This window comes from Streptomyces sp. TRM68416, from assembly GCF_014596915.1.
In the GTDB taxonomy this organism is placed as follows: domain Bacteria; phylum Actinomycetota; class Actinomycetes; order Streptomycetales; family Streptomycetaceae; genus Streptomyces.
Window position 1 is genome coordinate 438,748 of sequence record NZ_JACVWU010000004.1, and the last position, 16,398, is coordinate 455,145.

14 protein-coding genes are annotated in these 16,398 nt (G+C 71.4%); 11 read left to right on the forward strand and 3 right to left on the reverse strand.

The window, feature by feature from the left end; genetic code table 11:
• The first annotated feature begins 99 nt into the window (after positions 1-99).
• Positions 100-1,833, forward strand: a complete 1,734-nt coding sequence (locus ICC28_RS09665) for a BACON domain-containing protein (RefSeq protein ID WP_188288018.1) — start codon at positions 100-102, stop codon at positions 1,831-1,833.
• 76 nt (positions 1,834-1,909) lie between these two features.
• Here the strand turns inward: ICC28_RS09665 and ICC28_RS09670 are convergent, their stop codons facing one another.
• The gene (locus tag ICC28_RS09670) at positions 1,910-2,758 is read right to left on the reverse strand and encodes a hypothetical protein (protein ID WP_188288019.1); all 849 of its coding nucleotides are present in this window, start codon (positions 2,756-2,758) and stop codon (positions 1,910-1,912) included.
• 83 nt (positions 2,759-2,841) lie between these two features.
• On the opposite strand from ICC28_RS09670, the gene ICC28_RS09675 reads away from it, so the two are divergent.
• The 4 genes from ICC28_RS09675 to ilvD all read left to right on the forward strand — a co-directional run bounded on the left by ICC28_RS09675 (position 2,842) and on the right by ilvD (position 7,955).
• Positions 2,842-3,774 carry a Ppx/GppA phosphatase family protein gene (locus tag ICC28_RS09675; RefSeq protein WP_188288020.1) on the forward strand — a complete coding sequence of 311 codons (933 nt, stop codon included), beginning with the start codon at positions 2,842-2,844 and terminating at the stop codon, positions 3,772-3,774.
• 690 nt (positions 3,775-4,464) lie between these two features.
• Positions 4,465-5,289, forward strand: a complete 825-nt coding sequence (locus ICC28_RS09680) for a sugar phosphate isomerase/epimerase family protein (RefSeq protein WP_188288021.1) — start codon at positions 4,465-4,467, stop codon at positions 5,287-5,289.
• Positions 5,286-5,921: a TetR family transcriptional regulator gene (locus ICC28_RS09685; RefSeq protein WP_188288022.1), complete on the forward strand. Its 636-nt coding sequence runs from the start codon at positions 5,286-5,288 to the stop codon at positions 5,919-5,921. The genes ICC28_RS09680 and ICC28_RS09685 overlap by 4 nt, the downstream gene beginning before the upstream one ends.
• A gap of 180 nt (positions 5,922-6,101) precedes the next feature.
• Positions 6,102-7,955: a dihydroxy-acid dehydratase gene (gene ilvD, locus ICC28_RS09690; protein ID WP_188288023.1), complete on the forward strand. Its 1,854-nt coding sequence runs from the start codon at positions 6,102-6,104 to the stop codon at positions 7,953-7,955.
• 68 nt (positions 7,956-8,023) lie between these two features.
• Here the strand turns inward: ilvD and ICC28_RS09695 are convergent, their stop codons facing one another.
• Positions 8,024-10,120 (reverse strand): serine/threonine-protein kinase, encoded by a 2,097-nt coding sequence (locus tag ICC28_RS09695; protein WP_188288024.1) that lies wholly within the window; start codon positions 10,118-10,120, stop codon positions 8,024-8,026.
• Between the two features lie 184 nt (positions 10,121-10,304).
• Here ICC28_RS09695 and ICC28_RS09700 point away from each other — a divergent pair, with 184 nt between their 5' ends.
• From ICC28_RS09700 to proC, 6 genes are all read left to right on the forward strand, one after another.
• Complete coding sequence (locus ICC28_RS09700) at positions 10,305-10,619, forward strand: SH3 domain-containing protein (RefSeq protein WP_188288025.1); 315 nt, start codon at positions 10,305-10,307, stop codon at positions 10,617-10,619.
• 44 nt (positions 10,620-10,663) lie between these two features.
• Positions 10,664-11,158, forward strand: coding sequence for an EamA/RhaT family transporter (locus ICC28_RS09705; protein WP_188288026.1), 495 nt, complete (start codon positions 10,664-10,666; stop codon positions 11,156-11,158).
• A gap of 58 nt (positions 11,159-11,216) precedes the next feature.
• Positions 11,217-11,987 (forward strand): class I SAM-dependent methyltransferase, encoded by a 771-nt coding sequence (locus tag ICC28_RS09710; protein WP_188288027.1) that lies wholly within the window; start codon positions 11,217-11,219, stop codon positions 11,985-11,987.
• A gap of 326 nt (positions 11,988-12,313) precedes the next feature.
• On the forward strand, positions 12,314-13,180 hold the full coding sequence (locus tag ICC28_RS09715) for an ABC transporter ATP-binding protein (RefSeq protein WP_188288028.1): 867 nt from the start codon (positions 12,314-12,316) through the stop codon (positions 13,178-13,180).
• Positions 13,177-13,977: an ABC transporter permease gene (locus ICC28_RS09720; protein WP_188288029.1), complete on the forward strand. Its 801-nt coding sequence runs from the start codon at positions 13,177-13,179 to the stop codon at positions 13,975-13,977. Before ICC28_RS09715 ends, ICC28_RS09720 begins: the two co-directional genes overlap by 4 nt.
• 109 nt (positions 13,978-14,086) lie before the next feature.
• The gene (gene proC, locus ICC28_RS09725; protein WP_188288030.1) at positions 14,087-14,899 is read left to right on the forward strand and encodes a pyrroline-5-carboxylate reductase; all 813 of its coding nucleotides are present in this window, start codon (positions 14,087-14,089) and stop codon (positions 14,897-14,899) included.
• Positions 14,900-14,951: 52 nt separating this feature from the next.
• Here proC and trpS read toward each other — a convergent pair whose 3' ends face one another.
• The gene (gene trpS, locus ICC28_RS09730) at positions 14,952-15,971 is read right to left on the reverse strand and encodes a tryptophan--tRNA ligase (protein ID WP_188288031.1); all 1,020 of its coding nucleotides are present in this window, start codon (positions 15,969-15,971) and stop codon (positions 14,952-14,954) included.
• Positions 15,972-16,398: the final 427 nt, after the last annotated feature.

The window sequence follows — 16,398 nt, forward strand, 5'->3', positions numbered from 1 at the left end:
AGAGGTTCCTGTCCCCTTATGAGGGATCGTTTCACCCGTACGGATTAAAAGTGCTCAAGCGGGGAGAAGGGGCATCTCCCCGCCGCCTACGGTCCACGGGTGATGAGCAGCCGTCCGGAGACCCCGACCCGCACCACCGGCGCACACCGAGCGCAACGAGAGGCGCGCGACCGAGCCGCCGCGCGCACGCTGGCGCAGCGCCCGCCCGCGCGCTACGAGCCGTACCTGGACGGCCTGTTCACCTACTGCCTGTCCGTCCTGTGCGACCACGACGCCGCGACGGCGGCCCTCGGCGACGTCCTGGCGCTCGCCGAGCGGCGCGGACAGCGCGTACCGGAGTCCGCCGACGACCGCAGGGCCTGGCTGTACGCACTGGCCCGCTGGTCCTGTCTGCGCAAGCTCGCCGAGGCCAAGCAGAAACGTCAGGCCACGCACGCCGCAGGCCGCCCCGGCGCCCAGCGACAGCCCGCCGCCGCACCGGTCTCCGACGAGGTCCGGGAGGAGCGCGCGCGTGAACTCGCCCAGCTCGCCTGGCCGGAGGCCGCCGGGACCACTCCGGAGCAGCGTGAGGCGCTCGAACTCGCCGTGCGCCACCGGCTCGCCGCCCACGAGGTCGCCGCCGTCCTCGGCATGGACCTCGCCGCCGCCCGCGACCTGCTCGCCTCCGCCGCCTGCGAGGTCGAACGCACCCGCGCAGCCCTCGCCGTGGTCGAGACCGGCACCTGCCCGAGCGTCGCCCGCCTCACCGGCGACAACCAGCTCGTGCTCAGCACGGCCCTGCGCCGCGAGCTGGTGCGGCACGTCGACGACTGCCCGCGCTGCCGCCGCACCGCCGAGCGCGCCGTTCCCGGCCGCTGGCCCGGCGCCACCGTCACCCCGGCCGAGCTGCCCGTCCTGGAGGCGCCCCGCGCGGCCCTGTCCGCCGCCATGGCCCACGCCCCCCGCGCGCGGGGGGCCGCTCCCCGCTTCGACCGGCGCGGCTTCCCGATGGACCCCAAGGACTGGGCCGCCCGCCGGGACCGCCTCCGCGCGCGTGCCGTCACCACGACCGTCGTCGCCACCGTCGTGGCCGCCCCCGTGCTCGCCCTGTGGGCCGCCTACCGCGGCACGCCCACCGGCGAGGGCACCGGGGACCGCTCGGCCAGCGCCAGCGAGGCACACGGCCCCGACGCCCTCGACGGCGAGATGGCGGGCGGCGGCTACGAGAACGCCGGCAACGCCAGCCGCCCCGGCGGCCGCTTCTCCAAGGACGGCCATGCCGATGTCTGCGTGGAGGTCATCAGCGTCTCCGGCGCCGGGAAGAAGGACAGCGGCCACCTCGACGTCGCCGCCGACAACCGCGGCGACACCACGCTCATCACCCTGACCGCGACCGGCGACGCCCCCGTCCGCTGGTCCGCGACCACCGCGGCCCCCTGGCTCTACCTGAGCCGGTCGTCGGGAACCCTCGAACCGGGCGAATCGTTGACGATCAAGGTGTACGTCGACCACCTGCGCGAGCCGTCCGGGTACTGGAGCGCACGGGTGGCGGTGGCACCGGCCGGCGCCATCGTCTGCATCGAGGGCTACGGCAGCGCGCCCGGCCCCGACCCCGACCCCGACCCCGACCCGGAGCCCTCCACCCCCGGCAGCCCGCCGCCCTCGTCGTCCGACCCGGACCCGGCCCCCACCACCCCGGCCCCCACGGACCCCGCCCCGAGCGACCCGCCGCCCAGCGACCCGCCCCCCACGTCGCCCGACCCCGACCCGACCCCCACCGACCCGGCACCCTCCGACCCGGAGGACCCGCCACCACCCGGCGACAGCGACGACCCGAGCCCGTCCACGTCGTAACGTGCCCAAGGTCCTGCGCGGCGGAGCATCGGTGGGTCACCGGCCGCCCTGCCGCGACCGACCCGCCGTGCAGTCCCTAGTCGACGGGATCGGCCGGATGCGGTGCCAGCAGGGGCAGCTGCGAGGCCAGCCGCTCCTCGCACAGCTCGGCCAGACGGTCGTAGCCCGCCTTGCCCATCAGCTCGGTCAGCTCTGCCCGGTAGGAGACGTACACCGGTTCGCCGGCGCCGTGCGCCGAGGTGGCCGACGTGCACCACCAGTGCAGGTCGTGGCCGCCCGGGCCCCAGCCGCGGCGGTCGTACTCGCCGATCGAGACCTGGAGGATCCGGGTGTCGTCGGGCCGGTCGATCCAGTCGTAGGTCCGCCGCACCGGAAGCTGCCAGCAGACGTCCGGCTTGGTCTCCAGCGGCTCGCGGCCCTCCCGCAGGGCGAGGATGTGCAGCGAGCAGCCCGCTCCGCCGGCGAAGCCCGGCCGGTTCTGGAAGATGCACGAACCCTGGTACGGGCGGGTCTGCCGGGATCCCTCGTCGTCCTCGGAGACCCAGCCGGTCTCCATGCCCACGTCATGGTGCTGCCAGATCTCCGGCGTGAGCCTCGCCACGTGCTCCGCCACCCGCTTCTCGTCGTCCTCGTCGGAGAAGTGGGCACCCAGGGTGCAGCACCCGTCATCCGCGCGACCTGCTTGGATGCCCTGGCAGCCGCTGCCGAAAATGCAGGTCCAACGAGAGGTCAGCCATGTCAGATCGCACCGGAAGACCTGCTCGTCGTCTGCCGGATCGGGGAACTCCACCCACGCGCGCGCGAAATCGAGCCCCTTCTCGTCGGCCTCCGAGGACTTCTTCGCCTTCTTCGGTGGCTTCACCTGCGAAGAACCGCTGGTTGATTTGGCCGCCTTCTGGTCCTTCGCCTTTTTCGTCTTTGGCACGCGTCCAGGGTAAGTCGCCCGGAGCCTCCGCCGGGACCGCTCCGGGGCAGGTGAACGGCTCCGCTGGCAGTAGCGTTCCGTACATGAGACTCGGTGTCCTCGACGTGGGATCGAACACGGTGCATCTGCTGGTGGTGGATGCGCACCCGGGCGCGCGCCCGCTGCCCGCGCACTCGCACAAGGCGGATCTGCGCCTTGCCCAACTCCTCGACGAGGGCGGGGCCATCGGCCCCGAGGGGGTCGACAAACTGATCTCGGTCGTCCAGGAGGCGCTCCAGGCCGCCGAGGACAAGGGCGTCGAGGATCTGCTGCCGTTCGCGACCTCCGCCGTGCGCGAGGCCAGCAACGCCGATGACGTCCTCGCGCGCGTGCAGGCCGAAACCGGCGTCGAGCTCCAGGTCCTCACCGGCGAGGAGGAGGCCCGGCTGACCTTCCTCGCCGTCCGCCGCTGGTTCGGCTGGTCGGCGGGCAAACTGCTCGTCCTCGACATCGGCGGGGGCTCCCTGGAGATCGCCTACGGCATCGACGAGGAGCCGGACACCGCGGTGTCGCTGCCGCTCGGCGCGGGCCGCCTCACCGCCGGCTGGCTGCCCGGCGATCCGCCCGACCCCGACGACATCCGGGCGCTGCGTCGTCATGTTCGCGCCCAGATCGCCCGCACCGTCGGCGAATTCAGCCGCTTCGGCGCCCCCGACCACGTGGTCGCCACCTCCAAGACCTTCAAGCAGCTGGCCCGCCTCGCCGGCGCCGCCCGCTCCGCCGAGGGCCTCTACGTCCAGCGCGAGCTGAAGCGCGAGTCCCTGGAGGGCTGGGTGCCCCAGCTGGCCGGGATGACGGCAGCCCAGCGCGCCGACCTCCCCGGCGTCTCCGAGGGCCGTGCCGGCCAGCTCCTCGCGGGCGCGCTCGTCGCCGAGGGCGCCATGGACCTCTTCGGCGTGGAGACCCTGGAGATCTGCCCGTGGGCCCTGCGGGAGGGCGTCATCCTGCGACGGCTGGACCACATGCCCGCCGGGTGACACCGACGGGCGCGGGCATCGCCCTGACGTGGGGCGGTCCGCCCTGACGTGGGCGGGGGCGCCCGGCCAGGGGCGGGGCGGAGGCCGCGTAGACGTCCAGGGCGCCGAGGCGGGCGGGGAGGGGGGCGTGCGCCGCCCGCGCCCGGCTCACTTTGCGCACGCCCGGCGCGCGACGCCAATGAGCGCCGCCCGGCGCATGGCGCACGCGGGGCACCGCAGGGCGCACAACACCCGCACCAGCCCCGGCGTGCACAACGCCCGCACAAGCCCCGGAGTGCACGGCGCGCACCCCCAGCGCAGACGCAAGCCGCACCCCACCCAACCCCTCGCGCGCAGCGCACACCGCCCGCCCAAGAGCGCAAGCCACACCCCACCCGGCGCACAAGCCCACCACGCACCACCCGCCGCAAGGCGCACAGCGCGCACCAGCGGCGCTCGTGCGTGAAGTGCGCCACCCTCCCCTCGCCACACACCCCACCGATGCGGGCCCGCCCACTCCCCGCCCAACTCCCCACGCACGGCACACGCGCGCACCCTTGCGCCCGTATATGCCCTGCACGCGCGTGATGCGCCGCCCCGGCTCCCCGTCTCGGGAACCTCGTACGCACCCCTGGCCGGTTGTCGTACCCCGTGGCCCGCGCGCAGCGATCGGCTCCCCGGCGTCTGGGGAGTCCCCGTACTCTGTCCCTCGTGGCAGAACCAGCGGTGCGCATCCCGGATGCGAAGGTTGCCTTGTCGACGGCCTCCGTCTATCCGGAGTCGACGGCGACGGCCTTCGAGATCGCCGCGCGCCTCGGGTACGACGGGGTCGAGGTCATGGTGTGGACCGACCCGGTGAGTCAGGACATCGAGGCGCTGCGCAGACTGAGCGACTATCACCAGATCCCGATCCTGGCCGTGCACGCCCCCTGTCTGCTGATCACTCAGCGCGTGTGGTCCACGGACCCCTGGGTCAAGCTTCAGCGAGCCCGGGCGGCGGCCGAGAAGCTGGGCGCGAGCACGGTGGTCGTGCACCCGCCGTTCCGTTGGCAGCGCCAGTACGCGCGCGACTTCGTCGCGGGGATCTGGCGTATGGCGAACGAGACAGATGTGCGGTTCGCCGTGGAGAACATGTACCCGTGGCGCTACCGGGACCGCGAGATGCTCGCCTACGCCCCCGACTGGGACGTCACGAAGGACGACTACCGCCACTTCACGATCGACCTCAGCCACACTGCGACCGCCCGCAGCGACGCGATCCACATGATCGACCGCATGGGCGACCGCCTGGGCCATGTGCACCTCGCGGACGGCCGGGGTTCGGCGAAGGACGAGCACCTCGTCCCCGGCCGCGGCACCCAGCCCTGCGCCGAGGTGCTGGAACGTCTTGCCCTGACCGGTTTCGACGGCCATGTCGTCATCGAGGTCAACACCCGCCGCGCGATGTCCAGCGCCGAACGGGAGGCCGACCTCGCCGAGGCGCTGGCCTTCACCCGCCTCCACCTGGCCTCGGCGGTGAAGGTGCCCCGGCCATGACCGAGTCCGCACCAGTCCCGGCCCCCGAAGCCGCCCCCCTCCGCAGGGGCCGCGGCCGCCGTACCCGTACCGAAGCCGCCGGGACCCGTGACCGCATCCTGGCCGTGGCGCGCGCGGAGTTCTCCGAGCGGGGCTACGAGAAGACCTCGGTGCGCGGCATCGCCAAGGCCGCCGGCGTCGACTCCGCACTCGTGCACCACTACTTCGGCACCAAGGAGCAGGTCTTCGAGGCGGCGGTCGAGGTCGCCTTCAGCCCCGCGCTGAACGCCCGCGACATGATCCTCGACGGCCCGCTCGACGACGTGGGCGAACGGCTGACCCGGATGGTCTTCGGCCTCTGGGAGAACCCGGTCACCCGGACCCCGCTGCTCGCGATCGTCCGCTCGGCCGTGAACAACGAGACCGCGGCCGCCGTCTTCCGCCGCCTCGTCGCCGCCCAGCTGATGCGCCGCATCGCCGACCAGCTCGACACCCCGGACGCCCAGCTCCGCGCCGAACTCGCGGCCGCCCAGCTCGTGGGCATCGCGATGCTCCGGTACGTCATCAAGATCGAGCCGGTGGCGTCGGCGGACCCGGAGCAGATCATCGCGAGGGTGGCCCCGGTGGTGCAGGGCCACTTGACCGGCCCCTGAGCCCACCCGGCCCCTGAGCCCACCCGGCCCCTGAGCCCACCCGGCCCCTGAGCCCACCCGGCCCCTCAACCCCGGCCGCCGCCCGAGACGTACATCCCGCATTCCGGACACTGTGTCCGGCCCCTGGATGACCGGCGTACGCTCAGTAGCAGCCCTATCCGTCTGAAGGAGCGAGCGACGATGCCCGAGCTGAGGTCCCGCACAGTCACTCACGGCCGCAACATGGCGGGCGCCCGCGCCCTGATGCGCGCCTCCGGTGTACCGGGCGCGGACATCGGCCGTAAGCCGATCATCGCCGTGGCCAACAGCTTCACGGAGTTCGTGCCGGGCCACACCCACCTCCAGCCGGTCGGCCGGATCGTCAGCGAGGCGATCGCCGAGGCCGGGGGCATCCCGCGCGAGTTCAACACGATCGCCGTCGACGACGGCATCGCGATGGGCCACGGCGGCATGCTGTACAGCCTGCCCTCCCGCGACCTGATCGCGGACAGCGTGGAGTACATGGTCGAGGCCCACTGCGCCGACGCCCTGATCTGCATCTCCAACTGCGACAAGATCACCCCGGGCATGCTGAACGCGGCCCTGCGCCTGAACATCCCCACGGTCTTCGTCTCCGGCGGCCCCATGGAGTCCGGCCGGGCCACCCTCGTGGACGGCACGGTCCGCACGCTCGACCTGGTCGACGCGATCTCCGACGCCGTGAACGACAAGATCTCGGACGAGGACATCCTCCGTATCGAGGAGAACGCCTGTCCGACCTGCGGCAGCTGCTCCGGCATGTTCACGGCCAACTCCATGAACTGTCTGACCGAGGCCATCGGCCTCTCCCTGCCCGGCAACGGCTCGGTCCTCGCCACCCACACCGCGCGCAGGCAGCTCTACGTCGACGCCGCCCGTACGGTCATGGACATCACCCGCCGCTACTACGAGCAGGACGACGAGACGGTCCTGCCCCGCAACGTCGCCACCTTCCGGGCCTTCGAGAACGCCATGGCCCTGGACATCGCGATGGGCGGCTCCACCAACACGATCCTGCACCTGCTGGCCGCCGCCCAGGAGGCGGGCGTGCCCTTCGGCCTGGAGCAGATCGACGCCGTCAGCCGCCGGGTCCCGTGCCTGGCGAAGGTCGCGCCGAACGTCGCCAAGGACCGTACGTACTACATGGAGGACGTGCACCGGGCCGGCGGCATCCCCGCCCTCCTCGGCGAACTGCACCGCGCGGGCCTGCTGAACGAGGACGTGCACGCCGTCCACAGCCCGTCCCTCGCGGACTGGATGAAGACGTGGGACGTCCGCGGCGGCTCCCCGTCCCCCGAGGCGCTCGAACTGTGGCACGCGGCCCCCGGCTGCGTCCGCTCCGCCGAGGCATTCTCCCAGTCCGAGCGCTGGGAGGCGCTGGACGAGGACGCCGAGGGCGGCTGCATCCGCTCCGTCGAGCACGCGTACTCCAAGGACGGTGGCCTGGCGGTCCTCAAGGGCAACCTCGCCGTGGACGGCTGCGTGGTCAAGACGGCCGGCGTCGACGAGTCGATCTGGACCTTCGAGGGCCCGGCGGTCGTCTGCGAGTCGCAGGAGGAGGCCGTCCAGAAGATCCTCACCCAGCAGGTCAAGGAGGGCGACGTCGTCGTCATCCGCTACGAGGGCCCCAAGGGCGGACCGGGCATGCAGGAGATGCTCTACCCGACCTCGTACCTCAAGGGCCGCGGTCTCGGAAAGGCCTGCGCCCTCATCACCGACGGCCGCTTCTCCGGCGGCACCTCGGGCCTGTCGATCGGCCACGCCTCCCCGGAGGCGGCCTCCGGCGGCACGATCGCCCTCGTCGAGGACGGCGACCGCATCCGCATCGACATCCCCCACCGCACCATCGAACTCCTCGTCGACGACGCGGAACTCACCCGCCGCGACCAGGCGTTGAACGGCGTGTACGCCCCCAAGAACCGCGACCGCAAGGTCTCCGCCGCCCTGCGCGCCTACGCCGCGATGGCCACGAGCGCCGACAAGGGCGCCGTACGCGACGTGACCATGCTCGGCTGAGCCCTCCGCCGCCGGGTCCTACGAGGGGCCGCTTCCCGTTCGCCGGGGGCGGCCCCTTCGTCATGCCGTCACCAGGAGGCGGGGTCGCGAGCGTCCACGGCGAAGACGGAGCCGTTGGGGGCGGCGGCGTAGACGTGGTGGTGGGCGAGGATGGGGGCGGGCAGCTCGCCGACGACGCGGTCCGCCTTCGCGGCCAGCCGCGGCGACGTCTGACCGACCAGAGTCCCACTCCGTGTATCGACCGCGAGCAGCCGCCCGTCAGCACCGCTGATGTACACATGCCGCCCGTCGACGACCGGCGCGGAACCTCGGCTCAGGGAGGTCTCAAGAGACCAGAGCCGTTTCCCGGCCGCCATGTCGACGGCCTCCAGGGCGCCGCCCGTGGACAGGACGTACACGACGCTCCCGCGCACGGCGGCCAGGGGATCCTGACGGGTGACGGGCAGTGCTACGCGCTGCGGCGTCCGGGATCCAGGGGTGTAGCGAACGACGGCTGTCGTGCCTTGGAAGGGCTCAGAAGACAGAAAGAAGACGGACCCGTCCTGGGCTCCGACGGGTTTCAACGTCCCTGGCAGCCGCGCCTTCCACTGCACGCTGCCCGTGGCCGGATCCACGGCGGTGACGGCTGTGGTCGATTCGTCGGGCTGACTGGTCGCGTACGCCAGCCCGTCACCGGCGAACGACGAGAAGAAGGGCACGCCCTGGCCGGGTATGCGGTGACTCCACTTCGTCTCACCTGACATACCGTCCACACCGGTGACAGCGCCGTCCGCGTCGGTGAACAGGACCATGCCTCCCGCGGAGCACATACCGCTGTACGGGGGTGTCGTCCTCTCCCAACGTGCCTTGCCAGAGGCCGGGTCGAGCCCTTCCAGCCGAGGATCCCGCTCCGTCAGAGGCTGCACCACTCCACCGGACAGGACGGGGGGCTTGCTCCGGTGGGTCTTCGCGGTGGCGTGGCGCCACAGAAGGGCGCCGTCGGACGCCTTGAGGGCGAACACGACGCCGGGCTGCGCGCAGAGGAGCTTGCCCGCTCCGTAGGAGCACTGCGGCGTGGCCGCCGCTCCGGAGACCGATTCGGTCTCCCACGCTTCGAACCCGGCCGGCGTCGTCCGGGCGCTGTTCCTGGTCGGTGCCGGATCGTCGCCACCGACCAGGTGATAGGTCCCGATGCCGCCGCCCACCACGAGCGCCAGAACACCTCCTGCCAGAGCGGCTGCCCGGCGGCTCCGCCACCTCTTCGGCGGCCGCTCTGCCGGCCTCTCGGCGCGGCGGGGTATGGCCCGGTACTCGTCAGTCGTCCGCTGGGACGGAATGAACGCCTGTGTGTCGTACGAGGCCGCCACGGACCGCAGCGACCGCATCAACTCGTCAGGAGTGGGCCGGTCCTCCGGATCCTTGGCAAGACACCGCTGGATCAGCGGCGCGAGGTTGTCGGGGACGCCCGTCAAGTCAGGCTCGTCATGGACGACTTGGTAGGCAACAACGTACGGACTGTCCGAGTCGAACGGCCCGCGCCCCGTGGCCGCGTGCACCATCACGGACCCGAGGGCAAAGATGTCGGCGGCCGGCCCGACCTCTCGCGGCCGCCGGAACTGCTCGGGCGCCATGAACGGCGGCGTACCGATCAACTTCCCCGTCTCGGTCCGCAGCTCGCTGTCCTTTGGCCGAGAAATGCCGAAGTCGATGACCTTCGGCCCGTCCTCGGCGAGCAGCACATTGCTCGGCTTCAGATCCCGGTGCACCACCCCGACGCGATGAATGTCGCGCAGCGCCTCCGCCAGTCCGGCCATCAGCCGACGCAACTGCTCCGGCGCCATGGAGCCATTCCGCTTCACATGGTCGGACAGGGTCGGCCCAGGGATGAACAACGTGGCCATCCAGGGCCGCTCGGCCTCCGGATCCGCATCGACGACGGAGGCGGTGAAGGCACCGCTCACCCTCCGGGCCGCCGCGATCTCCTGCCGGAAACGCCCCCTGAACTCACGGTCCCTGGCGAATTCGGCATGAATGACCTTCACCGCCAGCTTCATGCCGGACGTGCTGCGCGCCAGGTGTACGACGCCCATCCCGCCGGAGCCCAGGCAGGACTCCAGCCGGTAGTGCCCGGCGTACTCCGGAAGTTCCGCTTCCGCGCCCGCCCCGGCGTTCCGCTGTGGCGCCATAGGACCACCCCCGTGCTGTTCGTCCGCGCGCGCGACGCAACGGGAGCCTAGTCGATGACCCGTACGAGACGGAGGCGGCTTGCTAGCCTCTGCGTGCGAGTTGCGTATATGTGTTTGATGGCGTGATTCAGGGGAATCAACGGGACCCCACGGCAGACGTGGGATCCAACGGGGGAGGCTTTTTATGTCTGTCGACCGAGTCGAAGAGGCCAAGGGCGGAGAGCAGGCGGAGGTACTCGCCACTGCGGCTCTGCGCTACTACTCGATCGCCCCGGGGGTCAAACTGAACGTCCGCAGCGGCCCCGGCACCGGCTACAGCATCGTGCGCGTCCTGCCCGAGGGCTCCCGAGTCCCGATCTACTGCCAGAGGCCGGGCGAGACGGTGACGGGCCCGTACGGCACCACCAAGATCTGGGACAACATCAGCAACGGCGAGTACGTCTCGGACGCCTACGTGTACACGGGCAGCGACGGCTACGTGGCCTCGCGCTGCGCCTGAGCCCCGGAGGGCCCCGTGGCCGGGCCCGGAGCCATAATCGACGCGTGAGCGACGAAAACGGCACCCCGTCCCCGGCCACGGGACCCCGTCCCGAGCCCCTCCGCTTCTTCGGTACGACGTGGGTCGACCGTACGAACGGCTATACGGCGCGCCGCATCGGCGTGGCCGTGGGCTCGCTCGCCGCCGCCGTCGTCTCCTGCCTGGTCCTCCGCTTCGCCTACCAGGGCCTGCAGATCGCGGAGGTCGGCAGCTTCGTCACCCTCCTCATGGTCGTGATGTTCGCGATCTGCAGTGCGCTCGCCTTCCGTCACACGTGGGACGGCTTCACCAAGCGCCCCGATCCCGACCGTCAGGCCTCCCTCCGCGGTCTGCTGGCCATCGGGTTCGTCGGCTCGCTGCTGGCGTATTTCTTCCGCTCCCTCGTCGAGGCCCCCGGCGAGAAGCTCCACCGCGAGGAGTACGAGACGGCCCGCAAGCAGTACGAGAAGCGCAGCACCCGCCGCTCGGGCAACCCCTCGAAGAAGCGCCGCCGCTCCTGAACGGCTGAGTTCCGGACATCGCCGCACCGCGCGGCGCGCTCCCGGCCACCATGGCCCTATGACGGCAGCCTCTTCGCACACCGACAGGGCCCGCTCCTTCGACGCCGCCGCGGCTCAGTACGCCGCCAACCGCCCCTCCTACCCGCCCGCCCTCTTCGACGCCGTGGAAGACCTGGCGGGCCGCTCCCTCACCGGCTCCCGCGCAGTGGATGTCGGCGCCGGCACGGGCATCGCGACCGCCCTTCTGCAGGCCCGCGGCGCCCACGTCGTCGCGGTGGAGCCGGGCGAGGGGATGGCGGCGGAGTTCCGCCGCGCCCACCCCGGCATCCCGATCGTCCTCGGGAACGGCAACGCCCTCCCGCTCGCCGACTCCTCCGCCGACTTCCTCACCTACGCCCAGGCCTGGCACTGGACCGACCCCGAGCGGTCGATCCCGGAGGCCCTGCGCGTGCTGCGTCCGGGCGGCGCGCTCGCTGTCTGGTGGAACACCAACCCCCACGACGTCCCCTGGGCCGCGGCCCAGGCGCAGCGCATGGAACGCTTCTTCGGCCTCGACCCCGTCGCTGAGAAGCACGGCGCCAGTGAACGGGCCGCCGATCCCGCCCACCGCCTCGACTTCGCCCGCCGCACGGTCCGCTGGAGCCGCCGCGTCCCGGTCGCCACACACCTGGCGAACCTCGGCAGCCACTCGATCTTCCTGGTCCACGGCGAGGAGGCGAGCTCCGCCTTCCTCACCCAGGAGCGCGCCCACCTCACGAAGCACTTCCCGGACGGGATCGTCGAGGAGGTCTACGACGTCGACCTGCTCGTCGCCCTCAACCACTCCTGACCGCGTAGCGCGGCCCCCACATGGTCGCCGTTTCGGCCACGGCAAGCACCGACCCCACCCACACCCCACTCGAACACATTCCCGAGCATCCCGCCCGCGGCGCCCCCTGCCTCGACCGTTCGCGCGGGAGTCGCGTGGGTACCGCACGGGGGAGGGGGTGGCGTCCATGCGTGGCATACGACCTCGCGGGCAGCGGCTCGCAGCCGTCCCTGGATCCGACGGAGGCGCACAGAGCGGACGGCTCACCTCCGATCGCGCCTCCACGCGCCTGCGCCATCCGGCCCCACCACTTGACGGCACCCCTCGCATGGAGAGTTAATCCGCACATGATGAATATCCCTTCGGAATCACCCACCCCAGGCACACCGCCACCCCCTGACACAGCTCCCGCCCAGGGCACCGGAAACACCTCCCGACCCACCGACGACACCCCCGCCATCCGCGCCGAAGGCCTCACCGTCGTACGCGGCCCGCGCACCGTCCTGCGCGGCATCGACTTCAGCGTCCCGCGTGGCCAGGTCACCGGCCTCCTCGGCCCCTCCGGCTGCGGCAAATCGACCCTCATGCGCTCGATCGTCGGCACCCAGGACAAGGTCACCGGAACCCTCGACGTCCTCGGCCTCCGAGCCGGCCACCCCACCCTGCGCACCCTCATCGGCTACGTCACCCAAGCCCCCTCCGTCTACGACGACCTGACAGTCCGCCAGAACCTGGAGTACTTCGCGGCGATCCTCGCCCCCGGCCACCACGCCGCCGACCGCCGCCACGAGAGCGTCACCCGAGCCATCGAGGACGTCGACCTCACCAGCCACGCGGACTCCCTCGCCGGCAACCTCTCCGGCGGCCAGCGCAGCCGCGTCTCCCTCGCGGTGGCACTCCTCGGCACCCCCGAACTCCTGGTCCTCGACGAACCCACCGTCGGCCTCGACCCCGTACTCCGCCGCGACCTGTGGAACCTCTTCCACGACATCGCCGCCCAGCGCGGCGCGACCCTCCTCATCTCCTCGCACGTCATGGACGAGGCCGAGCGCTGCCACCGCCTCCTCCTCATGCGCGAGGGCCAGATCCTCGCCGACGACACCCCCGACGCCCTCCGCACCCGCACCGGCTCCGAAACCGTCGAGGCCGCGTTCCTGCACCTGGTGGACGAGGCCGTCGCGGCCGCCGCACGCGAGAAAGAGGCCACCCGATGACCACGAAGACCAGCACCCCACGCACCACAGGCACACCCGCCGCCGTATCCACGAGCCCCTTGAACTTCTCCCGCACCATCGCCACCGCGGCCCGGGTCCTGCGCCAGCTCCGCCACGACCCGCGCACCATCGCGCTGATGCTCCTCGTCCCCTGCCTGATGCTCTTCCTGCTGCGCTACGTCTTCGACGGCGACTCGCGCACCTTCGACAACATCGGGGCGTCACTCCTGGGGATCTTCCCCCTGATCACGATGTTCCTGGTCACCTCCATCGCCACCCTGCGCGAACGCACCTCGGGCACCCTCGAACGCCTCCTCGCCATGCCCCTGGGCAAAGGCGACCTGATCGCCGGCTACGCGCTCGCCTTCGGGGCCATCGCCGTCGTCCAGTCGGCCCTCACCACCGCCCTGGCCCTGTGGGGCCTCGGTCTGGACGTCACCGGCAGCCCTTGGCTGCTCCTGCTGATCGCTCTGCTCGACGCGATCCTCGGCACCGCACTCGGCCTCTTCGTCTCGGCCTTCGCCGCCTCCGAGTTCCAGGCCGTCCAGTTCATGCCGGCGGTGATCTTCCCCCAGCTCCTCCTCTGCGGCCTGTTCACCCCACGCCCCAACATGCACCCCATCCTGGAGGCCATCTCCAACGTCCTCCCCATGTCCTACGCGGTCGACGGCATGAACGAAGTCCTCAAGCACACCGACATGACCGCCAACTTCGTACGCGACGTCCTGATCGTCGCCGGCTCCGCCCTCCTCGTCCTCACCCTGGGAGCGGCCACCCTCCGGCGCCGCACGGCCTAGCCCCACCAGCAACTCCCCGGTGTCCCGCCCAGCGGACACCCCACCCACACTCAAGTCACCGATGGGAGGATGAACCCCGGACGACGCAACCCCGGAGGGCACCCCAGCCATGACTCAGAAAGTCGCAGTCCTCGGCACCGGCAAGATCGGCGAAGCCCTGCTGAGCGGAATGATCCGAGCAGGCTGGGGCCCGGCCGACCTCCTGGTCACCGCCCGCCGACAGGAGCGGGCCGACGAACTCCGCGACCGCTACGGAGTCACCCCCGTCACCAACGCGGAAGCCGCCAAGACCGCCGACACCCTGATCCTCACGGTCAAGCCGCAGGACATGGGCACCCTCCTCGACGAACTCGCCCCGCACGTCCCCGCCGACCGCCTGGTCATCAGCGGAGCCGCGGGCATCCCCACCTCCTTCTTCGAGGAGCGCCTCGCCCCGGGCACCCCCGTCGTCCGCGTCATGACGAACACACCCGCCCTCGTCGACGAGGCCATGTCCGTCATCTCCGCCGGCACCCACGCCACCGAGGACCACCTCACCCACACCGAGGAGCTCTTCGGCGCCGTCGGCAAGACCCTCCGCGTCCCCGAGTCCCAGCAGGACGCCTGCACCGCCCTCTCCGGCTCGGGCCCGGCGTACTTCTTCTACCTGGTCGAAGCCATGACCGATGCCGGCATCCTGCTCGGACTGCCCCGCGACAAAGCCCACGACCTGATCGTCCAGTCCGCGATCGGCGCCGCCACGATGCTCCGCGACAGCGGCGAGCACCCCGTCAAGCTCCGCGAGAACGTCACCTCACCGGCCGGCACCACGATCAGCGCCATCCGCGAACTGGAGAACCACGGCGTACGAGCCGCTCTCATCGCCGCCCTCGAAGCAGCCCGCGACCGCAGCCGCGAACTGGCCTCCGGCAACAACAGCTGACCCCCGGCCGCCTCCTGCCCCCAGGGGGCGGCCCAGCGCACGCCTCGCTCGCCTAAGCAGTCACGCCGATATCCGCAGCCGCCGGCAGCAGCCCGATCGCGCGATAAGCGGCATCCACGGTCGGCCGGGCCATCGCCCGAGCTCTCTCCGCACCATCCCGCAGCACCCCCTCCACATAACCAGGATCAGCGCACAGCTCCCTGTGCCTCTCCTGCACGGGCCTGAGAACCTCGACCACCGCCTCCGCGGTGTCCTTCTTCAAGGCGCCGTACGACTCATATACACCGCTCAGGCCCGAGGGGTTCCCACCCGTGCACGCCGCGAGGATCTCCAGCAGGTTCGCCACCCCCGGCCGGCCCTCCTTGTCGTAGACGACCTCCCGCCCGCTGTCGGTCACGGCCCGCATCACCTTCTTGCGCACCACGTCCGGCTCGTCCAGCAAATAGACGATCCCCGGCCCGGTGTCGTCGCTCTTCCCCATCTTCGCCCCGGGTTCCTGGAGGTTCATCACCCGCGCCGCCACCCCCGGACGCGTCGCCCGAGGCACCACGAACGTGCTCCCGTACCGCTGGTTGAACCGCACCGCGAGATCCCGCGCCAGCTCCACATGCTGCGTCTGGTCGTCCCCGACCGGCACCTCGTCGGTCCCGTACGCCAGGATGTCCGCCGCCATCAGCACCGGATACGTGAGCAGCGACAGCCTCACACCCCCACCGCGCTCCCGCTCCCGCCCGGCCTTCTCCTTGTACTGGATCATCCGCCGCATCTCGCCGTCCGTGGCCACGCACTCCAGCAGGTACGACAGCCGAGCGTGCTCGTCCACATGACTCTGTACGAACACGGTGCACAGCGCCGGATCCAATCCCGACGCCAACAACAAGGTCGCCGCCTGCCGGCTCAGCCGTCGGACCCGCGCCGGATCGTGCTCCACGGTCAGCGCGTGCAGGTCGACGATGCAGAACAGGGCATCGGCGCGGTGCTGATCGACGTCGGCCCACCGCCGCATGGCACCCAGATAGTTCCCCAGCGTCAGATGCCCGGTCGGCTTGATCCCGCTGAAGACCCGCGTCATCTCTCCACCTCCTGGTCGAGGCCGCCGCACCCGGCCGGCCGATCCCTCGGGAGGGAGAAACGAGAACGGCCGCCGAGGCGGCGGCCGTTGAGTGCATACGTAACTACGGCCGCCGTCAGGCGGCCCACCACAGCTGGGTGCACGTACGCGTCGTCATGCGCTCCACGGTACGCCTCCCGGGGGCGGCCCGGAGCGGAGTTGACACACCTCGACCCGCTCCGTAGTGTTCTCCGAGTTGTCCGACGTGAGCGCCGACTCCGGTCGGTCCCCGGACAGCCATTCCGCAAGTACCAGCCAACAATCGACAACGGGTCGATCGATCCGTCGTCGCGTCATTGGCGTGCGTATTCGCGAAATGAGGAATCCACGTTCGAAAGGGCGCGGCCCCCGATTAGCTCGGGAGCCGGGAATCCGCTAAAGTCTCACT

Coding starts and splice junctions, on each gene's coding strand:
- ICC28_RS09675 (WP_188288020.1), top strand. CDS start 2,842: ATGAGACTCGGTGTCCTCGACGTGGGATCGAACACGGTGCATCTGCTG.
- ICC28_RS09685 (WP_188288022.1), top strand. CDS start 5,286: ATGACCGAGTCCGCACCAGTCCCGGCCCCCGAAGCCGCCCCCCTCCGC.
- ilvD (WP_188288023.1), top strand. CDS start 6,102: ATGCCCGAGCTGAGGTCCCGCACAGTCACTCACGGCCGCAACATGGCG.
- ICC28_RS09695 (WP_188288024.1), bottom strand. CDS start 10,120: ATGGCGCCACAGCGGAACGCCGGGGCGGGCGCGGAAGCGGAACTTCCG.
- ICC28_RS09700 (WP_188288025.1), top strand. CDS start 10,305: ATGTCTGTCGACCGAGTCGAAGAGGCCAAGGGCGGAGAGCAGGCGGAG.
- ICC28_RS09710 (WP_188288027.1), top strand. CDS start 11,217: ATGACGGCAGCCTCTTCGCACACCGACAGGGCCCGCTCCTTCGACGCC.
- ICC28_RS09715 (WP_188288028.1), top strand. CDS start 12,314: ATGATGAATATCCCTTCGGAATCACCCACCCCAGGCACACCGCCACCC.
- ICC28_RS09720 (WP_188288029.1), top strand. CDS start 13,177: ATGACCACGAAGACCAGCACCCCACGCACCACAGGCACACCCGCCGCC.
- proC (WP_188288030.1), top strand. CDS start 14,087: ATGACTCAGAAAGTCGCAGTCCTCGGCACCGGCAAGATCGGCGAAGCC.
- trpS (WP_188288031.1), bottom strand. CDS start 15,971: ATGACGCGGGTCTTCAGCGGGATCAAGCCGACCGGGCATCTGACGCTG.